Source organism: Arthrobacter sp. TJ-240, from assembly GCF_058269195.1.
On sequence record NZ_JBZCNG010000005.1, the window covers coordinates 81,582 to 100,922 of the forward strand.

Here is a 19,341-nt window from a genome sequence, read left to right on the forward strand (position 1 = left end):
ATCTCCCCATGACCGACCGGCTCGCCGTCGTCGTCCCCGTCTTCAACGAACCCGATGTGGCGCGCACCCTCGAAGCGCTCCACCGGCAGCGGGACCGCGCCGGTCTGCACGTCTACGTGGTGGACAACGGCTCCACCGACGACACGATCCAGCGGGTGCGGCGCTTCGCCGCCGCCCGGCCGGATCTCGGCGTCACGGTCCTCAGCGAGCTGCAGAAGGGCACCGGGGCGGCGAGCGACACCGGTGTCCGCAGGGCGATCGACGACGGATACGCGCTGATCGCCAGGACCGACGGCGACAGCGAGCCCGCGGAGGACTGGGCCGGCCGCATCCGCACCCTGTTCGAGCGCCACCCGGAGGTGGCGCTGGTCGGCGGCACCAGCGTCCCGCTGCGCGACAGGCACTACCGCCGGCGCGACGACCTCCTCATGCCGGGTGCCCTGCGCCTGCTGCGCGTCCTGATCACGGTGAAGCACCTCGACGCCGCGTACCTCCGTTTCGTCGCCGGCCACAACATGGCTGTCCGGGCCTCGGCGTACCTCGAGACCGGGGGCTTCGAGCGGACGGCGATCGACACGCGTGACGAGGACATCGACTTCTCCGCGCGGGTGACCCATCGCCTCGGTCGCGGCGCGGTGCTCATCGATCCGCGCCTCCGGGTGGCCACTTCCATGCGGCGCGTGCGGCGCTACGGACTCAGCCTGATGGGCCTCCACCATCTGGTACCGGCCCTGCGGGGGCGGCTCATCCGCACCATCGACGTCCGCTAGCCTGCTCCGCTCGCGCGGACCAGGTCCACGGCCTCCTCGACGGCGGACACCCTGCCCTGCTGGGCGCCCGAGACGAGGCGGACGGTCCTGCGGAACGAGGCGTCGTCGCCCTCCCCCGTCCGGAACGCCGGCAGGTGCGCGAGGACCGCGGCGCGCCGGAGCCATGCATCGTCCGCGGCCGCCCAGCGGTCCAGGACCGCCCGGGCGCGGACGGCCTCGGGTCCCGGCAGGCGGAGGAGCAGCGGCCCGACCACGTCGACGGCGAGCGGGTCCACGAGCTCGGGCAGGTGTGCCGACCGGAGGAAGCCCTCGATCCGCGTGAGGTCCGAGGAGCGGAGAAGAAGCACGGAGGACTGCAGGAGCACGACGGCGGCCAGTCGGCGCTCGAACACGGGCCGCGACCACAGTTCGGACGCGAGGGCGGTGACGTCGTCGTGCCCCAGGTCCGGGTACCGCCGCGCGGCGTTGCGGACGGTGCCGCGCACGGCGCCCATCGAGGCGCCGTAGTACTCGAGGCGGTCGCCGTAGCGCCGTTCGAAGTCCTCGGCGCGCTCCCACGAGCTCTCGTACTGGAGGGACTCGTCGATGAAGCCGGCCGGCCCGGCTGCCTCCTCGAGCATCAGGCGGGCATCCTGCGCAGGGTGAGGTAGGAGCCGGCGGCGAGCAGCGCACACAGCAGGATGGCCCACAGGGTCAGTCCGAGCGACCCGGCGTCGAGGATCCACTGCCCGACCTCCGGCCATGCCTGCTGCCGCGTCACGAGGGCGACGACGCCCACGAGCGCGAGGCCGATCCCGATCAGGACGATCGTCAGCACCGCCGTGCCGTACCGCTTGTAGATCGTGGCGAACCAGAATCCGATGATGAAGAACAGCATGGTCAGGACGAAGTACGTGAGGCCTGCCGCGAGCGGTCCGCCCTCCCACACCCAGCCGAGGTAGGCGAAGTAGCCGTTCATGCCGTAGCCCTCCGTGGCCTGTTCGACCAGCCCGAGCAGCACGAACACCAGCGACATCCCGAGTCCGCTCACCGCCGCGGCGGCGAGGGAGCCGAGGTAGAACTCCCGGCGCGTCAGGCTCATTGCCTGCGAGAAGGGGAAGGTCAGGGTCATGGCCTGGATGCCGACGACGAGGAAGTACCACAGCGGGGCCTGCGACCCCCCGCCGGTCTTGACCGTCTCGACCCCTGCGTTCTGGAGGATCCAGTAGATGAGCAGCGTCAGGACCCAGGCTCCGGCCAGCACGAGGGCCGGCACCCAGAGGAACGTCTGGGTGTTGACGAACTGCAGGCGCACGACGTTGCGGGTGCGGTTGCGTACCGCGGCAGGGCGCGTCCCGCTGCCGGACTCGAGGGTGGTCATCGGAGGCTTCCTTCCTGGGCGGCCCCGGCGAATGCGTCCGCACCGGGCGCTTTCTGCTGGGTGAGACGGACGATGAGCTGCTGCAGGGAGACCGGGGCGAGATCGAGTCCCGCCGCGATGAGCGCACCGCGCTCGGCGCCGTCGAGCCGCCCCAGGAACGTCACGGATGCCACGCGGCCGAGGCTCTCACGGTGGATGACCTCGCGGCCGCGCAGGGCCTGCTCCACGACGGCGGCGTCGCCGACCACGTTCGTGGCCTGCGCGCGGGCGTCCTCGGTGGACTCGTCCATGATGATGCGCCCTGCATCGATCACGAGCACGCGCTCGATGAGGTTCGAGACCTCGTCGATGAGATGGCTGGACAGGAGCACCGTCCTAGGGTGCTCCGCGTAGTCGGTCAGCAGGCGATCGTAGAAGGTCTGGCGTGCGACGGCGTCGAGACCGAGGTACGGCTCGTCGAAGAAGGTGATCTCCGCACGGGACGCCAGCCCGATGATGACGCCGACGGCGGAGAGCTGTCCGCGCGAGAGCTTCTTGATGGTGCGCTTCAGCGGCAGCTGGAACTCCTCCACCAGCTCGTCGGCGAGATCCTGGTCCCACCGCGGGAAGAACAGGCGCGCGGAGGCGAGGGCGTGGCGTGGTGAGGCGTCGTCCGGATACTTCTGGCTCTCCCGCACGAAGCACATGCGGCGGAGGACGCGGGAGTTCTCGTAGGGGTCCTCACCGAACACGCGGACCTGTCCGCTCGTGGGGAGGTTCTGCGCGGTGAGGATCGACATCGCGGTGGTCTTGCCGGCGCCGTTGCGGCCCAGGAAGCCGTAGATGGTGTCCCGCTGGATGTCGAAGCCGACGTCGTCGAGGGCGAGGACGTCCCTGTAGCGTTTCGTGAGGTTCCGTGCCTCGATGACTGTGTCCATGGTGTCCTTCGATTCGATAGACCTTATGGGGTTGCCGGCTCGGCGCCGGCGCGGATGAGGGCCGCGACGTCGTCGGGTTCGAGCCCGATCCTGTGCGCCTCGACGAGGAGGGGTTGCACGTAGCGCACGGCGAAGTCGCTGCGGCGCTCCTTGAGCAGCAGATCGCGGGCGCCGGCCGCGACGAACATGCCGATCCCGCGGCGCTTGTAGAGCACGCCCTTGTCCACCAGCATGTTCACCCCCTTCGCCGCGGTAGCGGGGTTGATGCGGTGGAAGGCCGCGAGTTCGTTGGTGGACGGCGCCTGCGTCTCCTCGGTGAGGGTGCCGTCCACGATCGAGTCCTCGACCTGTTCTGCGATCTGCACGAACAGGGGCTTCCCTTCCTCGACCACCGCGACCTCCACCTCTACTGGTTAGTTACTTAACTAGTGAACCCCTTTAGTGGGGGTGGGTCAAGGGTCAGTAGAGGAAGATGTCGAACCAGGCGCGGTTGTGGGCGTGGATGAGCACGAGGAAGAGGACGAAGTCGAACAGGAGGTGCACGCAGACGATGTAGGAGAGGGAACGGGTCCGGGTGAAGATGAACGCCTGCAGCAGCGCGAAGGGGAAGATGAACAGCGGCGCCCACGCGTGGAAGCCCAGCTCCCACAGGAAGGACGTGAAGAGCACAGCCTGCAGCACGTTGGCCTGCACCATGGGCAGGTGCCGGCGGAGGAGGGCGAACACCGTGCAGATGAAGAAGAGCTCGTCCCAGATCCCGAGTCCGTTGGTCCCGATGAACAGGCGGACGATCTCGTCGGGCTCGGACGCCGCGGGCCAGTTCGTGTACACGCCGGTGCGCAGCATGTAGACGGGCAGCAGGGCGTACCCGATGATCACGACGACCGGCAGGTACCACTTCTCGGTGCGCGTCCACGGGATGCCCGTCCGCACCGGGAAGGTGATGGCGTGATCGCGGTAGGCGAAGCGTGAGACCGCGTAGGGCACGCCGACCGCGACGATCATCGCTGTGCCCATGACCGCCATGTGCTCCAGGCTGATGTCGGTGGTGATGGGGACGAGGCTCATGACCGTGAGGCCGAAGGCGACGAGCAGCAGGTCCCGGAACAGCGCCCGGTCGACCACCGCCGCCGTCACGAGCGCCCCCACGAGGAGGCAGTAGCCGATCAACGGCTGGTGCAGGACGAACAGGACGAAACCCGCGACCGACACCAGGGCGGCCGGGACCAGTGCCGGCGACGGCGTGGCCCATCGACCCTGGTTCCAGGCCGCCTGCCGCGTCGCCTCCGGCTCGGGTGCCGGCGGCGAGATTCGTCGATCCACCAGATCACGCTCCTGATCACAAGTGCGCTCCCCCGGCCGCGCCGGGGAACGCTCCCCATTGTTTCGCCTGCCGTGCGGTCGGTCCACTGCAAGCCGCCGCACGGCGCCGCGGGAGCGCTGCAGGCGGGATGCGAGACTGGGGCCATGCGTGAGCTCGTCATCCTCGGCACGGCGTCGCAGGTGCCCACCCGGACCCGCAACCACAACGGCTACTTCCTCCGCTGGGAACGCGAGGGGATCCTGTTCGATCCCGGCGAGGGCACGCAGCGGCAGATGCTCCTGGCCGGCGTCCCGGCGTCGAGGATCACGCGGATCTGCCTGACGCACGTCCACGGCGACCACTGCTTCGGTCTGCCCGGCGTGCTGTCCCGGATGGTGCTCGACGGCGTCGCCCACCCCGTGCACCTGCACTACCCGGCGTCCGGGGAGGCCGTGGTGCGGGCCCTGGTGGGTCTCGCGACGCCCGGACTGGACCTGCACCTGCATCCCCACGGCGCGGCGGGCGCGATCGCTCCGGAGATCGAGGTGGAGCCGCTCCGCCACCGCATCGAGGCGTACGGCTACCGGGTCACCGAACCCGACGGGCGCTCCTTCCTTCCCGAGCGGCTCACCGCCGCAGGCATCACCGGACCCGACGTCGGCCGTCTGCAGCGCGAGGGCTCCCTCCGCGGAATCCGGCTGGACGACGTCAGCGAGCACCGCGCCGGTCGACGCTTCGCGTTCGTCATGGACACCGCTGTGTGCGACGGTGCCTCGGCGCTCGCGGACCGCGCCGACCTCCTGGTCTCGGAATCCACGTTCAGCGACGACGACGCGGACCTCGCCGAACGGTACCGGCACCTCACGGCGGGCCAGGCGGGCGCGATCGCCGCAGGCGGCGGCGCGGGGACCCTCGTGCTCACGCACTTCTCGTCCCGGTACGACGACGTCGGCGTGCTCGCCGCTCAGGCCCGCGTCGCGGCCGGTTCCGTGGACGTTGTCGCCGCGGCCGATCTGGACCATGTGCCGTTCCCGCGGCGCCGCGGTCGCTGAGGAGGCACGTCACCGCGGACACCCGGGGGATCCGCTACCCGCGGTAGAGTGGACGTCGTCGTTTAGTAGTGAGCGGTGCATGCCTTCCGACCGCTGTTCCGCGAGCGCTGTGATGCCGTGGAACACGATCTCCTCAGTAGGAGCACGATGAACGAATGTTCCCCTTCCTCCTTCGCGCACCAGCACGCCCTCGGCGCATCTGATGCGTCTCCTGGATCTCCAGGCGCCCGATCCGACGATCCGCTCCCCGGTTCCCCCGCCCACACAGCGGTCTTCCTCCAGAACCTGGTCCTTGACAGCAGGGACATCGACCACTTCCTTCAGAACCTCGCACGGGTGGCCGCCCAGCACCTGTCCGCGCCGGAACGCGAGGTGATCTGCGGGGCGACGCTCCTGCGGCCCCGGCACGCGGAGGCCCTGGCCGGCAGCAGCGACGCCGCCCTGGCGCTCGACCGGGTACAGCACTTCTTCGGCGACGGCCCCTGCCTGACCGCCACCCGCACCCAGCAGATCGTCCAGGTCCGCGACACGCGTGCCGACGGACGCTGGCCGGAGTACCACGCGGCGGCGGCGGCGCGCGGGATGCTGTCCATCCTCGGCGTACCCATCTCTTTGGAGGGTGGGGCCAGCTGCGGGCTGAACCTGTACTCCGACACCACCGACGGCTTCACCCCGGAGACGGTCCGGGCGGCCGAGGTCTTCGCACGCGAAGCCTCGATGTCCCTGCGCCTGGCGGTACGGATCACGCACCTGTCGGACAAGGCCGACCAGCTGACGTCCGCACTCGACTCGCGGACCACGATCGACCTCGCCGCCGGGATGGTCATGGGCCAGAACAAGTGCAGCCAGTCGGCGGCGGTCGCGATCCTGAGGGCGGCTGCGAACCATCGCCGGATCGGACTCCGCGAGCTGGCCGCGGAACTGGTGCGCACCGTGACGGACGAAGCGCCGGTCACGCACTTCGACTAGGCGGCTGCGCCGCGCTGGGGCCGCGCCGGAAGTCCTTCCGGCGCATCGGGGTTCTCAGTACACTGATCGGCATGACCGGGCAGGAACCGCCCACGCACTCCACCGCTGCGGCCTCCCGCAGCGGCCCTGGTGTCGCGGAGGGGCCCTCGGGTGCCGCCGTCCCGCTCGAGGACCGCGACGCCATCGACGGGTCGATCCGCTCCCCGGAACAGCGGTCGCGGACCTTCGCCGGCATCCTCGTGAACACCGCCCTCGCCAACATCACCACCAGCTACCTCTGGTTCGCCCTGACGTTCTGGGTGTACCTCGAGACGCGCAACGTCATCGCCACGGGGGTGGTGGGCGGTGCGTACATGCTCCTGATCGCCCTCTCCAGCATCAGTTTCGGCACCTTCGTGGACCGCTTCCGCAAACTGGCCGTGATGCGGTTCGCCGCCGGCTTCACGCTGGTGATGTTCCTGCTGTCCGGTGCGATGTTCCTGGTGACGCCCACCGCGTGGCTGCTGGACCTGACGCAGCCGTGGTTCTGGGTGTTCACGCTGGTCATCCTGATCGGCGCGGTGGTGGAGAACATGCGCAACATCGCGCTGTCCACCACCGTCACCATCCTGATCGAGCCTGACCGGCGAGCCAATGCCAACGGACTCGTCGGCATGGTGCAGGGGCTGATGTTCATCGTCACCTCCGTGCTCTCCGGACTCTCGATCGGCCTGCTGGGGATGGGCTGGACCATCGCCGTCGCCGTCGTCCTCACCGCCCTGACCGCCCTCCACCTGTTGACGCTGCGCATGCCCGAGGAGGTCCACGCCGCCACGAGCGACGCCCACGGCGGATTCGACCTCCGCGGGTCCTTCTCCGCCGTGCTGGCCATCCCCGGACTGTTCGCCCTGATCCTGTTCTCCACGTTCAACAACTTCGTGGGCGGCGTCTACATGGCGCTCATGGACCCCTACGGCCTGGAACTGTTCTCCGTGGAGATGTGGGGCACGCTGTTCGCCGTCGGCGCCACGGGCTTCATCGTGGGCGGGGCGCTGATCGGCAAGTTCGGGCTCGGGTCCAATCCGCTGCGGACCATGCTCCTGGCGGTGATCGCGATGGGGGTGCTCGGGGCGGTGTTCACCATTCGGGAGTGGGGATGGCTGTACATCGCCGGGATCTGGGCGTATCTGGTCCTGATCCCCTTCATCGAGGCCGCCGAGCAGACGGTCATCCAGCAGACGGTCCCGCTCGAGCGGCAGGGCCGCGTGTTCGGATTCGCCATGGCGTTCGAGTCCGCGGCAGCGCCGGTCACCGCGTTCGTCATCGCGCCGATCGCCCAGTTCTGGATCATCCCCTACGCGCGGTCGGCCGAGGGAGCCGCCGCGCTGGCCCCGCTGCTCGGCGAGGGCACGTCCCGCGGGATCGCCCTGGTGTTCCTGGTCGCCGGGATCATCATGATCCTCGCCGCCGTGGCTGCGTTCTTCACGCCGGTCTACCGTCAGGTGTCGGCGTCGTACGCGCGCGCCGCTGCGAGCCTGACGCAGTGACGTCCGCCCTGCCGGCCGGGGGCCCCGCACCTCGGGTGCGGACGGCGGTACAGGGCGACGCCGATGTGGCCGGTGCGCTCCTGTACGCCTTCAACACCGAGTTCGAGTCCGCGACCCCGACCGCGCAGCTGCTCGGCGAGCGCTTCCGCCGGCTGCTTGCGCTGCCCGATGTCGTCGTGGTCCTCGCGGAGGACGAGGCCGGCGGCGCGACCGGGTTCGCCCTCCTCACCCTGCGTCCCACGCCCTACTACGACGGACCCCTGGCGCAGCTCGAGGAGTTGTACGTGCGGCCCGGCCTGCGCGATCAGGGCATCGGCACGGCGTTGCTGACCGCGTCGATCGACCGCGTGCGGTCCCGTGGTGCCGAGGAGATGCACATCAACGTGGACGAGATCGACGTCGACACCCGGCGCTTCTACGAGCGCCACGGGTTCGTCAACATCGAGCCCGGCGCCGACTCCCGGATGCTCTGCTACCTCCGGGAGTTCTGAGGATCCCGCACGTTTTCGTTTTTCTCCTGTTCCCGATGGGCCTGCGCGTGGTTGGCTGTCCTTAGGTTACTTAGCAATCAGGTGATTGAGACCACTCCGTGGCCTCAGCTGCTGGTTGACGCCGATGGTGGCCAGAAGGTCTCAAGCCCATGCGTACCGCTCCGACGCCGATTCCTGTGCGGTGTCCACCCCCGTCCGTCGCTCCTCCTCGCATCGAGCCGTCCGGTCCGGCGGACCAGGTCGAGGAATTGATCCTGCGTGTCGGGCAGGGTGATGAGCATGCGTTCGAGGATCTCTACCGGCAGACGTCCCACCGCATCTACGGGCTCGTCCGCAAGATCGTCATCGATGTCGAGTTGAGCGCGGAGACGACACAGGACGTGTTCCTCACCCTGTGGCAGGGTGGGGCTGCGCGCTTCGATCCTTCCCGGGGTACCGGGATGTCCTGGCTGATGACCCTCGCGCATCGGCGTGCCATCGACAAGGTCCGCTCCGAGGAATCACACCGCACCAGGACCCTCCGATGGGGGATCAAGAACCAGGACGTCGACTACGACCAGGTCGCCGATACGGTTCTTCATCGACTCGAAGCGAGCGCTGTCCACTCGAGTCTGGCCTGCCTGTCCGTCGTGCAACGCGAGGCCATCCACCTCGCGTACTTCGCGGGCATGACCTACGTGGAGGTCGCGGGCCACCTGGACATCCCCGTCTCGACCGCCAAGACCCGCATCCGGGACGGTATCAGGCGGCTGAGGGACTCCGTCCTCGACGCTGCCTGAAAGCCGGCCGACGATGGCCCCTCCCGTTCGTGCTGCCCGTTGGTCGTCAGCGGGACCGGCGCTCCGCTGTCCGGGGTGCTGCGCCAGGCGGTGGTTCCACGGTGCGTCGGGTCGCGGCGGAGCGGCACAGGACCTCGATGACGAGGATCAGCAGTACGACGACGGCGAGCGTCACGCCGGCCACGGCGGCCGTCGGGTCCGGCCAGAAGGCGAGGAGAACGACCGCTCCGCCGACGACGGCAGCCTGGACCCCGCGCCGGTGATGTGCCAGGGCCCGTCGCCATGGCCTGTCGCTGCCGGTCCTTCCGGTCGCGGCATGACCTGCGCTCGCCAGACGACGGCGGACACGCGTGGCCGTGCGTGATGGACCGCCGAGGAACGCGATGAGGGAGACCACGAGGCCGACGACGAGGGTCAGCCGCGCGCTGGTCCGAAGCGGCGTGACGAGGGCGTCGAGGAGGCTCTCCGCCGCTTCCGGTGACACCGCCTCGGCCGGGACCCGCGTGAGATGGATGCCGCGACCGACGGCGAGCCCGAGGATGAGCAGGGCCATCGCGACGGCGAGCGCCAGGCCGAGAAGACCGGCGACGCGTCGTCGTCGCCCCCTGGGTGCGACCGCGAGGGCACAGACCGCAGCCAGGACCGACAGCCCGGCGAGAAGTGGCGCGGCCCGGTCGAGCGTGCCGAGGGCCTGTGCGGCTCGAACCAGTTCGGGTGAGCGGAACAGCGTGATCCGTGTGTCGATCTCGGGAATGCCCGCCGCGATGCCGACTCCCTGCTGGAGGAGCCGGTCCTTCACCTCGACGATGATCTCCTGTGAGCCGATGGTCACGGCGCCGCTCTCCTCGATGACGACCGCCCCACCGGTTTTGCGTTCGGCCCGGTTCACCAGGGCCTGATGGGCCGTCCGGTTGGCCCGCATCCACAGGTCCTCGAACTGGGGGCTCTCCACGAAACCAGTCACCGTGGAGCCGACGAGACCTTCGAGCTGCTCGGCGAGCACCGGTGCGAGGCCGGTGATGAGAGGAGCGGCCCGAGGGGTGTCGGCGGTCAGTTCGGTCAGGGCATCCCGAGTGGTTCCCTCGATGTCCGCCGCCGTGGTGATCTGCTCGGTGACCTTGCCGGCGATCTCGCGCTGCACCGCCGGATCCGCAGCCAGGGGTGCCACGATCGCGACGTAGCGGTCGGTGTCCAGCAGCACTGCCCGCAGATACAGGGCGGGTACGGCGACGACGGCCAGGACACCGGCGAGGACCACGAGGACGATGGCCGTGACCCAACGCCACCGGCCGGCCGGGGACCCGCTCCCCTGTGGCACATCCGCCGCGGCATCCCGATCCCGTCCCCGGTCTCCCCCGTCTCCCCGGGTCCATCGGTGGGTGGGTTCCCCGCCCTCGACGCTCATGGCGACTGACACTCCCTCCGGTCCCGGAACTGCGGCCCTTGTATACTCCCCTCGCTCATGCCCTCCGGCCTCACCCGCGCCGGATGATCCGGCGGGTCCTTCCTCCCGGCTACGCCTCCACCCTGCGTCGGGGTGCAGGACTACAGTTGGACCCACCCGCCGGGACGCCCACGGACCGGTCCTGATCCAGCCACCGCGCGTCCGTCACCCCGCCCTTCAGACGTCGTCACAGGAGGAACACATGGCCCCCAGCCGCAACCCGCTCGATGAGCTGCGCGAGACGCTCGGCCACCTGGCGGAACAGATCAAGCTGCCGGGTTCGGAGCGGATCGACGACCGTGTGGGCGATTTCCTCGGCGCGCGGCCCGGACCTGCCCGGCCGCTCGCCGAGGTCCAGGCGGAGCTCGACGCACTGGTCGGACTCGAGAGCGTGAAGGAGCAGGTGCGGGCACTGGTCGCACTGCTGCAGGTCCAGGCGCGCCGCAAGGAGCACGGCCTGCCGGAGGTCGCGACGTCGCAGCACCTGGTGTTCCTCGGGAATCCCGGCACCGGCAAGACCACCGTGGCGCGTCTCCTCGCCGAGATGTACCGCGCGGTGGGGCTGCTGCAGAAGGGTCATCTGGTCGAGGTCGACCGGTCCGGCCTGGTCGGCCAGTACGTGGGCGAGACCGCGATCAAGACGGATCGGGTGATCCGCCGGGCGCTGGACGGCGTCCTGTTCATCGACGAGGCCTATGCACTGAGCCCGGAAATCGGCCGCGTGGATTTCGGGCCCGAGGCCATCGAGGTCCTGCTCAAGCGGATGGAGGACCACCGCCACCGCCTCGTGGTGATCGTGGCCGGCTATCCGCGGCTGATGGAGTCGTTCCTCCTGTCCAATCCGGGCCTGCGCTCCCGATTCGCCCGCGAGATCACCTTCCCGGACTACTCGGTCGACGCACTTGAGACGATCTTCAACCAGATGCTGGCCCAGCACGAGTACGCCCTGGAGCCCGGGGCGGATGAGATGCTGCACCGCATCCTCGCCAATATCCACGCCGGCGAGGACTCCGGCAACGCGCGCTTCGCACGCACCCTGTTCGAACAGGCGCTCAACCGTCAGGCGCTGAGGCTGTCGCTCGATGCGGACCGCGATCTCGGCGCGCTCGATCGGGACGATGTCATGACGCTCACCACCGACGACCTCGTGAAGGCCGCGCAGGCCCTGGGCGAGGAACCCGAGCCGGAGCACCAGCCGGTGCCCGAACGGTCGTCGTGGTGGCGCTGGCTGACCTCGCCGGCCGGTTGAACCGGCCGGAGCCCGGGGCGCTCCATGTCCGGGAGTCACGCGGCGCGGTCGAACCACCCGAGTGCGAGGTCGGCGACCTCGGTGGGGGCGTCGTCGGTGATGAAATGCGCCGCGTCCTCGACGTAGGCGAACTCGACGCGATCGGCGTACCGCTCCGGGTTGCGGCAGATGCGCTCGAGGACCTGCTCGGTCCACGGGCGGTCGCGGCGGCCGTAGACGACCAGGGTCGGCACCGTGAGCCGCCGACGGCGGTACACGCCACGCATCATGCGCGCGGCTTCGGGCAGGATCATGCCGCGGGTGAGCGGACGTACCGCCTCGTCGATCTCGCGCCGGCGCAGCGGGGCGAGGTTGGCTTCGACGGTCGCCTCCGACATGGGGCGGGCCACATAGGCCTCGGAGAAGATCCCGCGCAGTGAGGTGCCGGGACGGTGCCAGATGAAGGGGGGCAGGTGCCGGAAACCGGGGATGATCTTCGGGCTGAACGCGAAGAAGGCCGGCGGCACCGCGAGCTGGACGGCCGTCCGAACCCGCTCGGGGTGGTCGTAGCTCAGCTGGATGGCGGTGATGACGCCCATGTCGTGGGAGACGACGTGGGCCCGCTCGATGCCGAGGACGTCGAGCAGAGCGAGCAGATCGTGCAGCCGGCTCTCACGATCTATCCGCGGGTCGTCGGCCACGGTCCAGCCCGCACCGCGCAGATCGGGACAGACGACGCGGTAGCCGCGTGCGGCGATGAGCGGGGCTACGGCGCGCCACTGCCACCAGTGCTCGGGAAATCCATGCAGGAGCACGACCGGATCGCCCTCGCCCATGGTGGCGACATGCGTCCGCAGGCCGGGCGTCTCGACGACGAGATGGTCGAAGCCGGCTGCGTCGGGCAAAGGCGGCGACCAGGTCGAGGTGGGCGTCGACATCGCGACCTCCTTTATGGGCCGGAGATACTATGTTCATAGTAGACCTCGCGGAAGGGGGGTGTCGATGCCGGCGTCCACACGCGAGCGGAGCCTCGAGGCAGCTGTTGAGTTGCTCGGCGCGGAGGGCGTGCGCGCGATGAGTCATGCGCGGGTCGATGAACGGGCCGGCCTACCCCCTGGGTCCACCTCGAACTGGTTCCGTACGCGCCGGGCGCTGCTCGGCGGGGTGGTCGACTGGATCGCCGAGCGCGAGCGGGCTGATTTCGACCCGACCGCGCTGCCGGTCATCACGGGTGCCGACGGACTGATCGAGGGTGTGTGTGCCATGGTCGAACTGCAGAGCGGGCCGTTCGCTGTGCGGACCCGCGCGCGCTACGCCCTCTTCCTCGAACTCGCCGCCGATCCTCAACTCGGCGAGCCTCTGCGGCAGCAGCGCCGCGAATTCGAGACGTGGACCGAGGAGATCGTGACGGCCGTCGGCATCGCCGACCCCGTGCCGGCCACCCGGGCCCTCATGGCGCTTGCCGACGGGCTGCTCCTGCACCGCCTCACCGTGGATCCCCGGCTCGACATGCGCCCGGCCATCGAACGCGCGGTGCACGCCCTCGCAGGGTCCTGACCCGACGCTCAGCACACGCGCCGTCGACTCCGCCCGCGGTGCTTTCTCGTGGGTGCTCCGCGATCCACCGCTGACGAACCGGTGATGGGATCGGCAGCCGGTAGCCGGGGGCCTGTATCCGGTGCTGGCTACCGGGGCGGGAACAGGCGGCCAGTCCAGCGTGCCGGGCCCGGGCTAGTGGTCGGGAATTCCGCAGGACGCATCAGCGGCCTCATTGCTGATGCTGGCCTCGTCAGGTGGTGCTGCGGCGGGGGTGTCGCAGGAGCCGCCGAGGTCGGTGCTGCAGACCCCGGTTTCGGGCAGTTCGAGCTGGAGGCGGGAGGCAGCTTCGAGGTCACCGGCGATCGCGGCGGTCACGGAGCGGACCTGCTCGTATCCGGTGGCCAGCAGGAAGGTGGGTGCGCGTCCGTAGGACTTCATCCCGACGAGGTAGAAATCCTTCTCCGGGTGGGCCAGGACGTCCGCGCCATGGGCCGGAACTGTTCCGCAGGAATGGAACTCGGGGTCGATCAGGGGTCCGAGGGCACGTGGCGCCTCGACGGCGGCATCGAGCTCGAGGCGCAGCTCGCGCAGGATGTCTAGGTCCGGACGGAATCCGGTGGCGGGTACGAGGACATCGACGGTGATGGTGCGGGGCCCGTTCGGCGTCGACGCGGTGACGGCCAAACCTGCGTCCGTCGCGTCGAGTCCGGTGATGGTGAAGTCGGTGACGAGCTCGATGACGCCGTCGCTGACGAGGGTGCGCAGGCGGCTGCCGAGCCGGCCGCGCGCGGGCAGTCCGTCGAGGTCCCCGCCGCCGTAGAGTTTCTGCGCGGAGCCGCTCCCGCGCACGGCCCAGAGGGTGCGGGTGCCGGGTTCGTTCCTGGCGACCTGGCCGAGGTTGATCAGGGAGTTTGCGGCCGAGTGACCTGCACCGACGACCATCACGGTCTTGCCGGCGAACCGGTCGCGGTCGGTTCCGACGACGTCGGGCAGCGCTGTGGTGATGAACGCGGACGCTGCGTCCTCCCCGAGGGCCTGCAGCCCGGCCTGGCCGAGGGGGTTGGGCTGGTCCCATGTGCCGGAGGCGTCGATGACGGCGCGCACGAGGTGATCCGTGGTGCCCTCGGGGCTGATGACGCGGACGAGGAAAGGGGTGGTGTCGCGATCCTTCGTGCGGGTCTTGTCCATACCCAGCCGGGTGACTGCAGTAACGGTGCTCTTGAAGTGCAGGGTCTGCTTGATCGCGGGGACTGCAGCGAGGGGTTCGAGGTAGGCCTCAACCAGTTCGCGCCCGTACGGGAGGGCGGTCGGCCGTGGTTCGGTCCATCCGGTGGGTTCCAGGAGGCGCCGGGCTGCGGGGTCGATGTTGTACTGCCAAGGTGAGAAGAGGCGGATGTGTGCCCACTGACGCACCGTCGCTCCGACAGTGTCGCCCTGCTCGAACACGATCGGGGCCAGTCCCTGCTCGAGGAGGTTCGCAGCCGCGGACAGTCCGGTCGGCCCGGCGCCGATGACGGCGACCGGTAGGTCGGTGCGCTCGCTGGCGCCAGTAGTGGCAGTGGCGGTGTGGGTGGTTGTCATGACGGTGCCCTTCGAATCCTGGGAACGCTGAGCGATGAGCAAAGGTGCGGTGTCGGTCAGGCGCTCGGCGTACCGGTGCTGGCGCTGGTGGCGGGCAGGAGTTCGCTGATGAGCTGCTGGATGCGGCGCTTGATCTCGTCGCGGATCGGCCGCACCGATTCGACGCCCTTGCCGGCGGGGTCCTCGAGGACCCAGTCCTCGTACCTCTTGCCCGGGAAGTACGGGCACTCGTCTCCGCACCCCATGGTCACGACGACGTCGGAGGCCTTGACCGCATCGGTGGTGAGGACCTTCGGGGTCTCGGCGGTGATGTCGATGCCCTCCTCCCCCATGGCTTCGACCGCCGCGGGATTGACCTCGTCGGCGGGCTGTGACCCGGCCGACAGGACCTCGATACGCCCCTCAGACAGGTGGTTCAGGTACGCCGCGGCCATCTGGGAACGACCGGCGTTGTGGACGCAGACGAACAGGACCGACGGTTTCCTCTGATCGGTGGTTGCTACAGCTGCAAGTTCAGTGGTCATGGTGATCCTTCGGTCCTCGCTCCAACCCGGTGATCCGGACAGGCATGGGCAGTGGTGGTCGGGTCGATCAGGTCGCAGGTACCTCGTGCGCGCAGCCCTGGCAACAGATCGACTGTCTTCGATAGTGAGTATGGGGAGATATATCGACGGTTGTCAATGTGCGGGTATGGTGGGTGGCATGACGACGATTTCCGGGCCCCGAACCATGGCTGCAACCACGGACCTCGCACCTACCGAGATGGTTGATGAGGGTAGGTGCTGCGTGCCGTCCGGGACGCCGGCGATGAGCGCGGAGCGGGCTGAGGAGCTGTCCAGGCAGTTCAAGGCGATCGCTGACCCGAACCGTCTGCGCCTGGTCTCCCTGATCTCCTCCAGCACCGAGAACGAAGCCTGCGTCTGCGACCTCACCGAACCGCTGAACCTCGGGCAGCCCACGGTGTCGCATCATCTGAAGATCCTCGTCGACGCCGGGATCCTGCACCGCGAGAAGCGCGGCGTATGGGCGTACTTCTCCATTGTGCCCGGAGCCCTGGACGCCCTCGCCGGCGTCCTCACCGAACCCACGTAGAACCCCCAGCCTCCCCCGGGCGCTTCCGGTTCCTACCTGGTTCCTGCCTGGCCCTGTTTCACTCCCGTCCGACCAGAAGAAGTGAGTACCCCTGTGAGTTTCAAGGCCGACAAACCCTCCGTCCTGTTCGTGTGCGTGAAGAACGGAGGCAAGTCCCAGATGGCCGCCGGCCTCATGGACAAGGTCGCCGGGGAGTTTGTGACCACCGCCTCCGCCGGATCGGAGCCCGGATCCGCGGTCAACGGTCTCGCAGCCCAGGTCCTGACCGAAGTCGGGGTCGACATCAGCCAGAACGTCCCTCGCCAGATCACACGTGAGGATCAGGAGCAGGCGGACCTCGTCGTCATCCTCGGCCCCGAAGCGCAGGTCGACGAGGTCGAAGGCACCTTGTACGAGCGGTGGGAGACGGACGAGCCCAGCGACCGCGGCATCGACGGCATCGAGCGGATGCGCCTGGTCCGCGACGACATCCTCGACCGTGTCACCGCCCTCCATACCACCCTCACCACGCGCTGACCCGAGCCCACCCTCTTCCCGCCCCGGGCGACAACGGGCATGTTCGACTGCCGTCTTCGCCTGGTGTTCGCTCACGAGCTCGCCACGACCTCACCACGACCTCACTGGTGAACTCGTCCGTGCGCTTGTTCTGCCCCTCCTGTTAGGAGCCCTGCTGCTATGACTGCCATGACCGCGGTCGCCGTTCTGATCTTCCTCGCCACCCTGACACTGGTCATCTGGCAACCCAAAGGCCTCGGCATCGGCTGGTCCGCACTCGGCGGAGCCGCCCTGGCCCTTATCACCACAGTGGTGAGCCTGTCGGACATCCCGGTCGTGTGGGACATCGTCTGGAACGCGACCTTCGCGTTCGTCGCGATCGTGATCATCTCCCTCATCCTCGACGAATCCGGGTTCTTCAGATGGGCTGCCCTGCACGTCGCCCGCTGGGGCAGGGGCAACGGACGGCTCCTGTTCGCGCTCATCGTCCTGCTCGGAGCGGCTATCGCGGCGGTGTTCGCCAATGATGGGGCGGCCCTCATCCTCACCCCGATCGTCATCCAGATGCTCCTGGCCCTGAAATTCCCCGCCAAAGCGTCCCTCGGGTTCGTCATCGCCTGCGGGTTCATCGCCGACGCAGGCAGCCTGCCCCTGGTCGTGTCGAACCTCGTCAACATCGTCACTGCCGACTTCTTCGACATCAGCTTCGCCCGCTACGCCGTCGTCATGGTCCCGGTCGGCATCGTGTCCGTCGCCGCGAGTCTCGGCGTCCTGCTCCTGTTCTTCCGCAAGGTCATCCCACACCACTACGACGTCTCCGTCCTCGAAAAACCGAAGTCGGCCATCGCGGACCCCCTGACGTTCAAGACTGGCTGGGTGATCCTCGGCGTCCTGCTCATCGGCTACTTCGCCGCCGAACCACTGCACATCCCCCTGTCCGCCGTCGCCGGCCTCGGCGCCGTCGTCCTCATGCTCGTGGCGTCCCGCAAACCAGCCTTCCTCTTCCCCCGTACGCCCGTCCCAGCGGTGCAGGGACCTCTGTCCGAAGTTGATGCTGCTGGGCGGGCAGCCGACCTCGACTACGAAACGGTCGGAGCGGCCCACCGCTCCACCGGTGGCACCGCGAACAGCGCCCACAGCGCCTCTGACGGGCACCACGACGACACCACCATTTCCTCAGCCGGTGACGGTGCAGTAGCGCTCTCGAACGCTCGAATCTCGGTCCCGCGGATCCTGCACGAAGCTCCCTGGCAGATCGTCCTGTTCTCCATCGGCATGTATCTGGTCGTCTACGGGCTGCGGAACCAGGGCCTCACCGACGAACTCGCCGGCGTGTTCTCGGCCATCAGCAACAACGGGGTCCTGATCACCGCCCTCGGCGTCGGCGTCATCGTCGCGGTCCTCGCATCCCTGATGAACAACATGCCGACCGTCCTGATCGCCTCCCTGGCGATCGGCGCCGCAGGAGCGACCGGCCTGACGCAGGAAGCGATGATCTACGCCAACGTCATCGGCTCCGACCTCGGCCCGAAAATCACACCTATCGGCAGCCTCGCGACCCTGCTCTGGCTGCACGTTCTGGACCGCAAGGGCATCCACATCGGCTGGGGCCAGTACTTCCGCACCGGCATCATCCTGACCATCCCCGTCCTCATCATCACCCTCCTCGCCCTCGCCGGCTGGCTCGCGATCATCGGAGTCTGAGGAAACGGCTACCGCTGAGATACCCCCTACAGGACACGGCGGGACCAGATGAGCGGCCCAGTGCAGTCAGGGGGCCGTTTCGGTGAGGATGCCGCGCGCGACATCGTTGACGCTGACAGCACGGTCGGTCGCAGCGACGATGATCAGGCGGAGGGCTTGTCCCCGGGTACAGGTGTAACGGGCCATGAGCAGGCCGGTCGCGGTATCCACGACAGATCGGGGATGGAACGCCACGGTGAGGCCCTGCAACCCGCCAGCGAGTTCCACGGTCTGCGCTACGTGGAGCAGTGGAAGCGATGCTGACGGCGAAGCGCTCAGCAAAAGCCACAGCGGTCGGGGTGAAGGCATGCGGAATCGTGGAGTAGAAATTGAGGGCGCACGGGGTGTCATCGGTGAGGTCAGGGAGGTGGACCACCTGCCCGATCCGGGCTGTTGTCAGGCACGCCCCGTCGTCGAACCGGTACTGAACCTCATCCCCATTTGTGCTGTGTCGTTGCTGCTGATGACGGTTTCTGCGCGTCCTGCCCTGAGGAACGTCGCCCCGCACAGAACGGTGGAACCACTGATGGACATGAGCTCGGCGGCGAGTTGCGCGACGCGGGTGAAGGAGCTGTCCAGGGAATCACGCACCGCGGAGCGGTCGAACGCATCATCGTCCGGTCCGTAGCCGTTTTCGGGTGAGAAAGAGGAATCACGGTCGTTCATCCTGCCCCCTTTGGGGATCGGGTCCGACCGAAGGATTCGCCCCGTCCGTCATAACAGCGGGCACCATCGAGAAGAACTAAGGCGAAGGATCCAGCCGGAACCCGCTCCTTTCAGGGTGGGCCCACCGCAGTGCCAGGCCCTGCATATAGCTAGACAGCAGAGCTATAGACTTGCTTTCGTCGACTAGCAGCAGGCGGCGCTATTCCTCGTGCGCCCGTCACCGTGGTGGGATAAACCCGAGGATGAGAGTAGGCCCGCCATGCCAGAACTACCCGGCTTCGAACTTCGCAATACCGATCTTCCCGGCACTGACTCACCAGCCTTCGCACTAGTCGACCCGGCAACCGGCCATGGTGAGCCTCTCGCAGCGACTGCGACTGATTTCT

At 68.5% G+C, this 19,341-nt stretch carries 22 protein-coding genes; 11 read left to right on the forward strand and 11 right to left on the reverse strand.

The window, feature by feature from the left end; translation table 11 throughout:
• Nucleotides 1-8: 8 nt before the first annotated feature.
• Entirely contained in the window at nt 9-770 is a 762-nt protein-coding gene (locus tag AC4D2C_RS13295) for a glycosyltransferase family 2 protein (RefSeq protein WP_490915360.1), read from the forward strand.
• On the opposite strand, the gene AC4D2C_RS13300 is transcribed toward AC4D2C_RS13295, so the two are convergent.
• The 5 genes from AC4D2C_RS13300 to AC4D2C_RS13320 form a co-directional block, all read right to left on the reverse strand.
• Nucleotides 767-1,390 (reverse strand): DNA alkylation repair protein, encoded by a 624-nt coding sequence (locus AC4D2C_RS13300; RefSeq protein WP_490906219.1) that lies wholly within the window; start codon nt 1,388-1,390, stop codon nt 767-769. The genes AC4D2C_RS13295 and AC4D2C_RS13300 overlap by 4 nt on opposite strands.
• Complete coding sequence (locus tag AC4D2C_RS13305; protein WP_490915361.1) at nt 1,390-2,130, reverse strand: hypothetical protein; 741 nt, start codon at nt 2,128-2,130, stop codon at nt 1,390-1,392. Before AC4D2C_RS13305 ends, AC4D2C_RS13300 begins: the two co-directional genes overlap by 1 nt.
• On the reverse strand, nt 2,127-3,047 hold the full coding sequence (locus tag AC4D2C_RS13310) for an ABC transporter ATP-binding protein (protein WP_490915362.1): 921 nt from the start codon (nt 3,045-3,047) through the stop codon (nt 2,127-2,129). Before AC4D2C_RS13310 ends, AC4D2C_RS13305 begins: the two co-directional genes overlap by 4 nt.
• A 23-nt stretch (nt 3,048-3,070) precedes the next feature.
• Entirely contained in the window at nt 3,071-3,439 is a 369-nt protein-coding gene (locus AC4D2C_RS13315; protein WP_490915363.1) for a GntR family transcriptional regulator, read from the reverse strand.
• A 67-nt stretch (nt 3,440-3,506) separates the two neighbouring features.
• Complete coding sequence (locus AC4D2C_RS13320; protein WP_490915547.1) at nt 3,507-4,277, reverse strand: CPBP family intramembrane glutamic endopeptidase; 771 nt, start codon at nt 4,275-4,277, stop codon at nt 3,507-3,509.
• A gap of 237 nt (nt 4,278-4,514) precedes the next feature.
• Between AC4D2C_RS13320 and AC4D2C_RS13325 the strand changes: the two genes are divergently transcribed.
• From AC4D2C_RS13325 to AC4D2C_RS13345, 5 genes are all read left to right on the forward strand, one after another.
• Nucleotides 4,515-5,402, forward strand: coding sequence for a ribonuclease Z (locus AC4D2C_RS13325; protein WP_490915364.1), 888 nt, complete (start codon nt 4,515-4,517; stop codon nt 5,400-5,402).
• A gap of 147 nt (nt 5,403-5,549) precedes the next feature.
• The gene (locus AC4D2C_RS13330; protein ID WP_490915365.1) at nt 5,550-6,371 is read left to right on the forward strand and encodes a GAF and ANTAR domain-containing protein; all 822 of its coding nucleotides are present in this window, start codon (nt 5,550-5,552) and stop codon (nt 6,369-6,371) included.
• A gap of 182 nt (nt 6,372-6,553) precedes the next feature.
• On the forward strand, nt 6,554-7,897 hold the full coding sequence (locus AC4D2C_RS13335; protein WP_490915548.1) for an MFS transporter: 1,344 nt from the start codon (nt 6,554-6,556) through the stop codon (nt 7,895-7,897).
• A gap of 35 nt (nt 7,898-7,932) precedes the next feature.
• Nucleotides 7,933-8,388: a GNAT family N-acetyltransferase gene (locus AC4D2C_RS13340; RefSeq protein WP_490915549.1), complete on the forward strand. Its 456-nt coding sequence runs from the start codon at nt 7,933-7,935 to the stop codon at nt 8,386-8,388.
• 149 nt (nt 8,389-8,537) lie between these two features.
• The gene (locus tag AC4D2C_RS13345; protein ID WP_490915366.1) at nt 8,538-9,167 is read left to right on the forward strand and encodes a sigma-70 family RNA polymerase sigma factor; all 630 of its coding nucleotides are present in this window, start codon (nt 8,538-8,540) and stop codon (nt 9,165-9,167) included.
• Between the two features lie 46 nt (nt 9,168-9,213).
• Here the strand turns inward: AC4D2C_RS13345 and AC4D2C_RS13350 are convergent, their stop codons facing one another.
• A complete protein-coding gene (locus AC4D2C_RS13350) occupies nt 9,214-10,572 on the reverse strand; it encodes a hypothetical protein (protein WP_490915367.1) in 1,359 nt (452 codons plus the stop codon).
• A 241-nt stretch (nt 10,573-10,813) separates the two neighbouring features.
• On the opposite strand from AC4D2C_RS13350, the gene AC4D2C_RS13355 reads away from it, so the two are divergent.
• The gene (locus AC4D2C_RS13355) at nt 10,814-11,860 is read left to right on the forward strand and encodes an AAA family ATPase (protein WP_490915368.1); all 1,047 of its coding nucleotides are present in this window, start codon (nt 10,814-10,816) and stop codon (nt 11,858-11,860) included.
• Between the two features lie 35 nt (nt 11,861-11,895).
• Here AC4D2C_RS13355 and AC4D2C_RS13360 read toward each other — a convergent pair whose 3' ends face one another.
• Complete coding sequence (locus tag AC4D2C_RS13360; protein WP_490915369.1) at nt 11,896-12,777, reverse strand: alpha/beta fold hydrolase; 882 nt, start codon at nt 12,775-12,777, stop codon at nt 11,896-11,898.
• Between the two features lie 64 nt (nt 12,778-12,841).
• Here AC4D2C_RS13360 and AC4D2C_RS13365 point away from each other — a divergent pair, with 64 nt between their 5' ends.
• On the forward strand, nt 12,842-13,396 hold the full coding sequence (locus AC4D2C_RS13365; protein ID WP_490915370.1) for a TetR/AcrR family transcriptional regulator: 555 nt from the start codon (nt 12,842-12,844) through the stop codon (nt 13,394-13,396).
• Nucleotides 13,397-13,570: 174 nt separating this feature from the next.
• On the opposite strand, the gene AC4D2C_RS13370 is transcribed toward AC4D2C_RS13365, so the two are convergent.
• Both AC4D2C_RS13370 and AC4D2C_RS13375 read right to left on the reverse strand, forming a co-directional pair.
• A complete protein-coding gene (locus AC4D2C_RS13370) occupies nt 13,571-14,959 on the reverse strand; it encodes an NAD(P)-binding protein (RefSeq protein WP_490915371.1) in 1,389 nt (462 codons plus the stop codon).
• Nucleotides 14,960-15,015: 56 nt separating this feature from the next.
• Nucleotides 15,016-15,483: an arsenate reductase ArsC gene (locus AC4D2C_RS13375; RefSeq protein ID WP_490915372.1), complete on the reverse strand. Its 468-nt coding sequence runs from the start codon at nt 15,481-15,483 to the stop codon at nt 15,016-15,018.
• 205 nt (nt 15,484-15,688) lie between these two features.
• Between AC4D2C_RS13375 and AC4D2C_RS13380 the strand changes: the two genes are divergently transcribed.
• From AC4D2C_RS13380 to AC4D2C_RS13390, 3 genes are all read left to right on the forward strand, one after another.
• On the forward strand, nt 15,689-16,051 hold the full coding sequence (locus tag AC4D2C_RS13380) for an ArsR/SmtB family transcription factor (protein WP_490915550.1): 363 nt from the start codon (nt 15,689-15,691) through the stop codon (nt 16,049-16,051).
• Between the two features lie 93 nt (nt 16,052-16,144).
• Nucleotides 16,145-16,567 carry an arsenate-mycothiol transferase ArsC gene (locus AC4D2C_RS13385; protein ID WP_490915373.1) on the forward strand — a complete coding sequence of 141 codons (423 nt, stop codon included), beginning with the start codon at nt 16,145-16,147 and terminating at the stop codon, nt 16,565-16,567.
• Between the two features lie 159 nt (nt 16,568-16,726).
• Nucleotides 16,727-18,250, forward strand: coding sequence for an arsenic transporter (locus tag AC4D2C_RS13390; RefSeq protein WP_490915374.1), 1,524 nt, complete (start codon nt 16,727-16,729; stop codon nt 18,248-18,250).
• Between the two features lie 66 nt (nt 18,251-18,316).
• Here the strand turns inward: AC4D2C_RS13390 and AC4D2C_RS13395 are convergent, their stop codons facing one another.
• Nucleotides 18,317-18,517, reverse strand: a complete 201-nt coding sequence (locus tag AC4D2C_RS13395) for an ANTAR domain-containing protein (RefSeq protein WP_490915375.1) — start codon at nt 18,515-18,517, stop codon at nt 18,317-18,319.
• Nucleotides 18,518-18,685: 168 nt separating this feature from the next.
• Nucleotides 18,686-18,955: a hypothetical protein gene (locus AC4D2C_RS13400; protein WP_490915376.1), complete on the reverse strand. Its 270-nt coding sequence runs from the start codon at nt 18,953-18,955 to the stop codon at nt 18,686-18,688.
• Nucleotides 18,956-19,341: the final 386 nt, after the last annotated feature.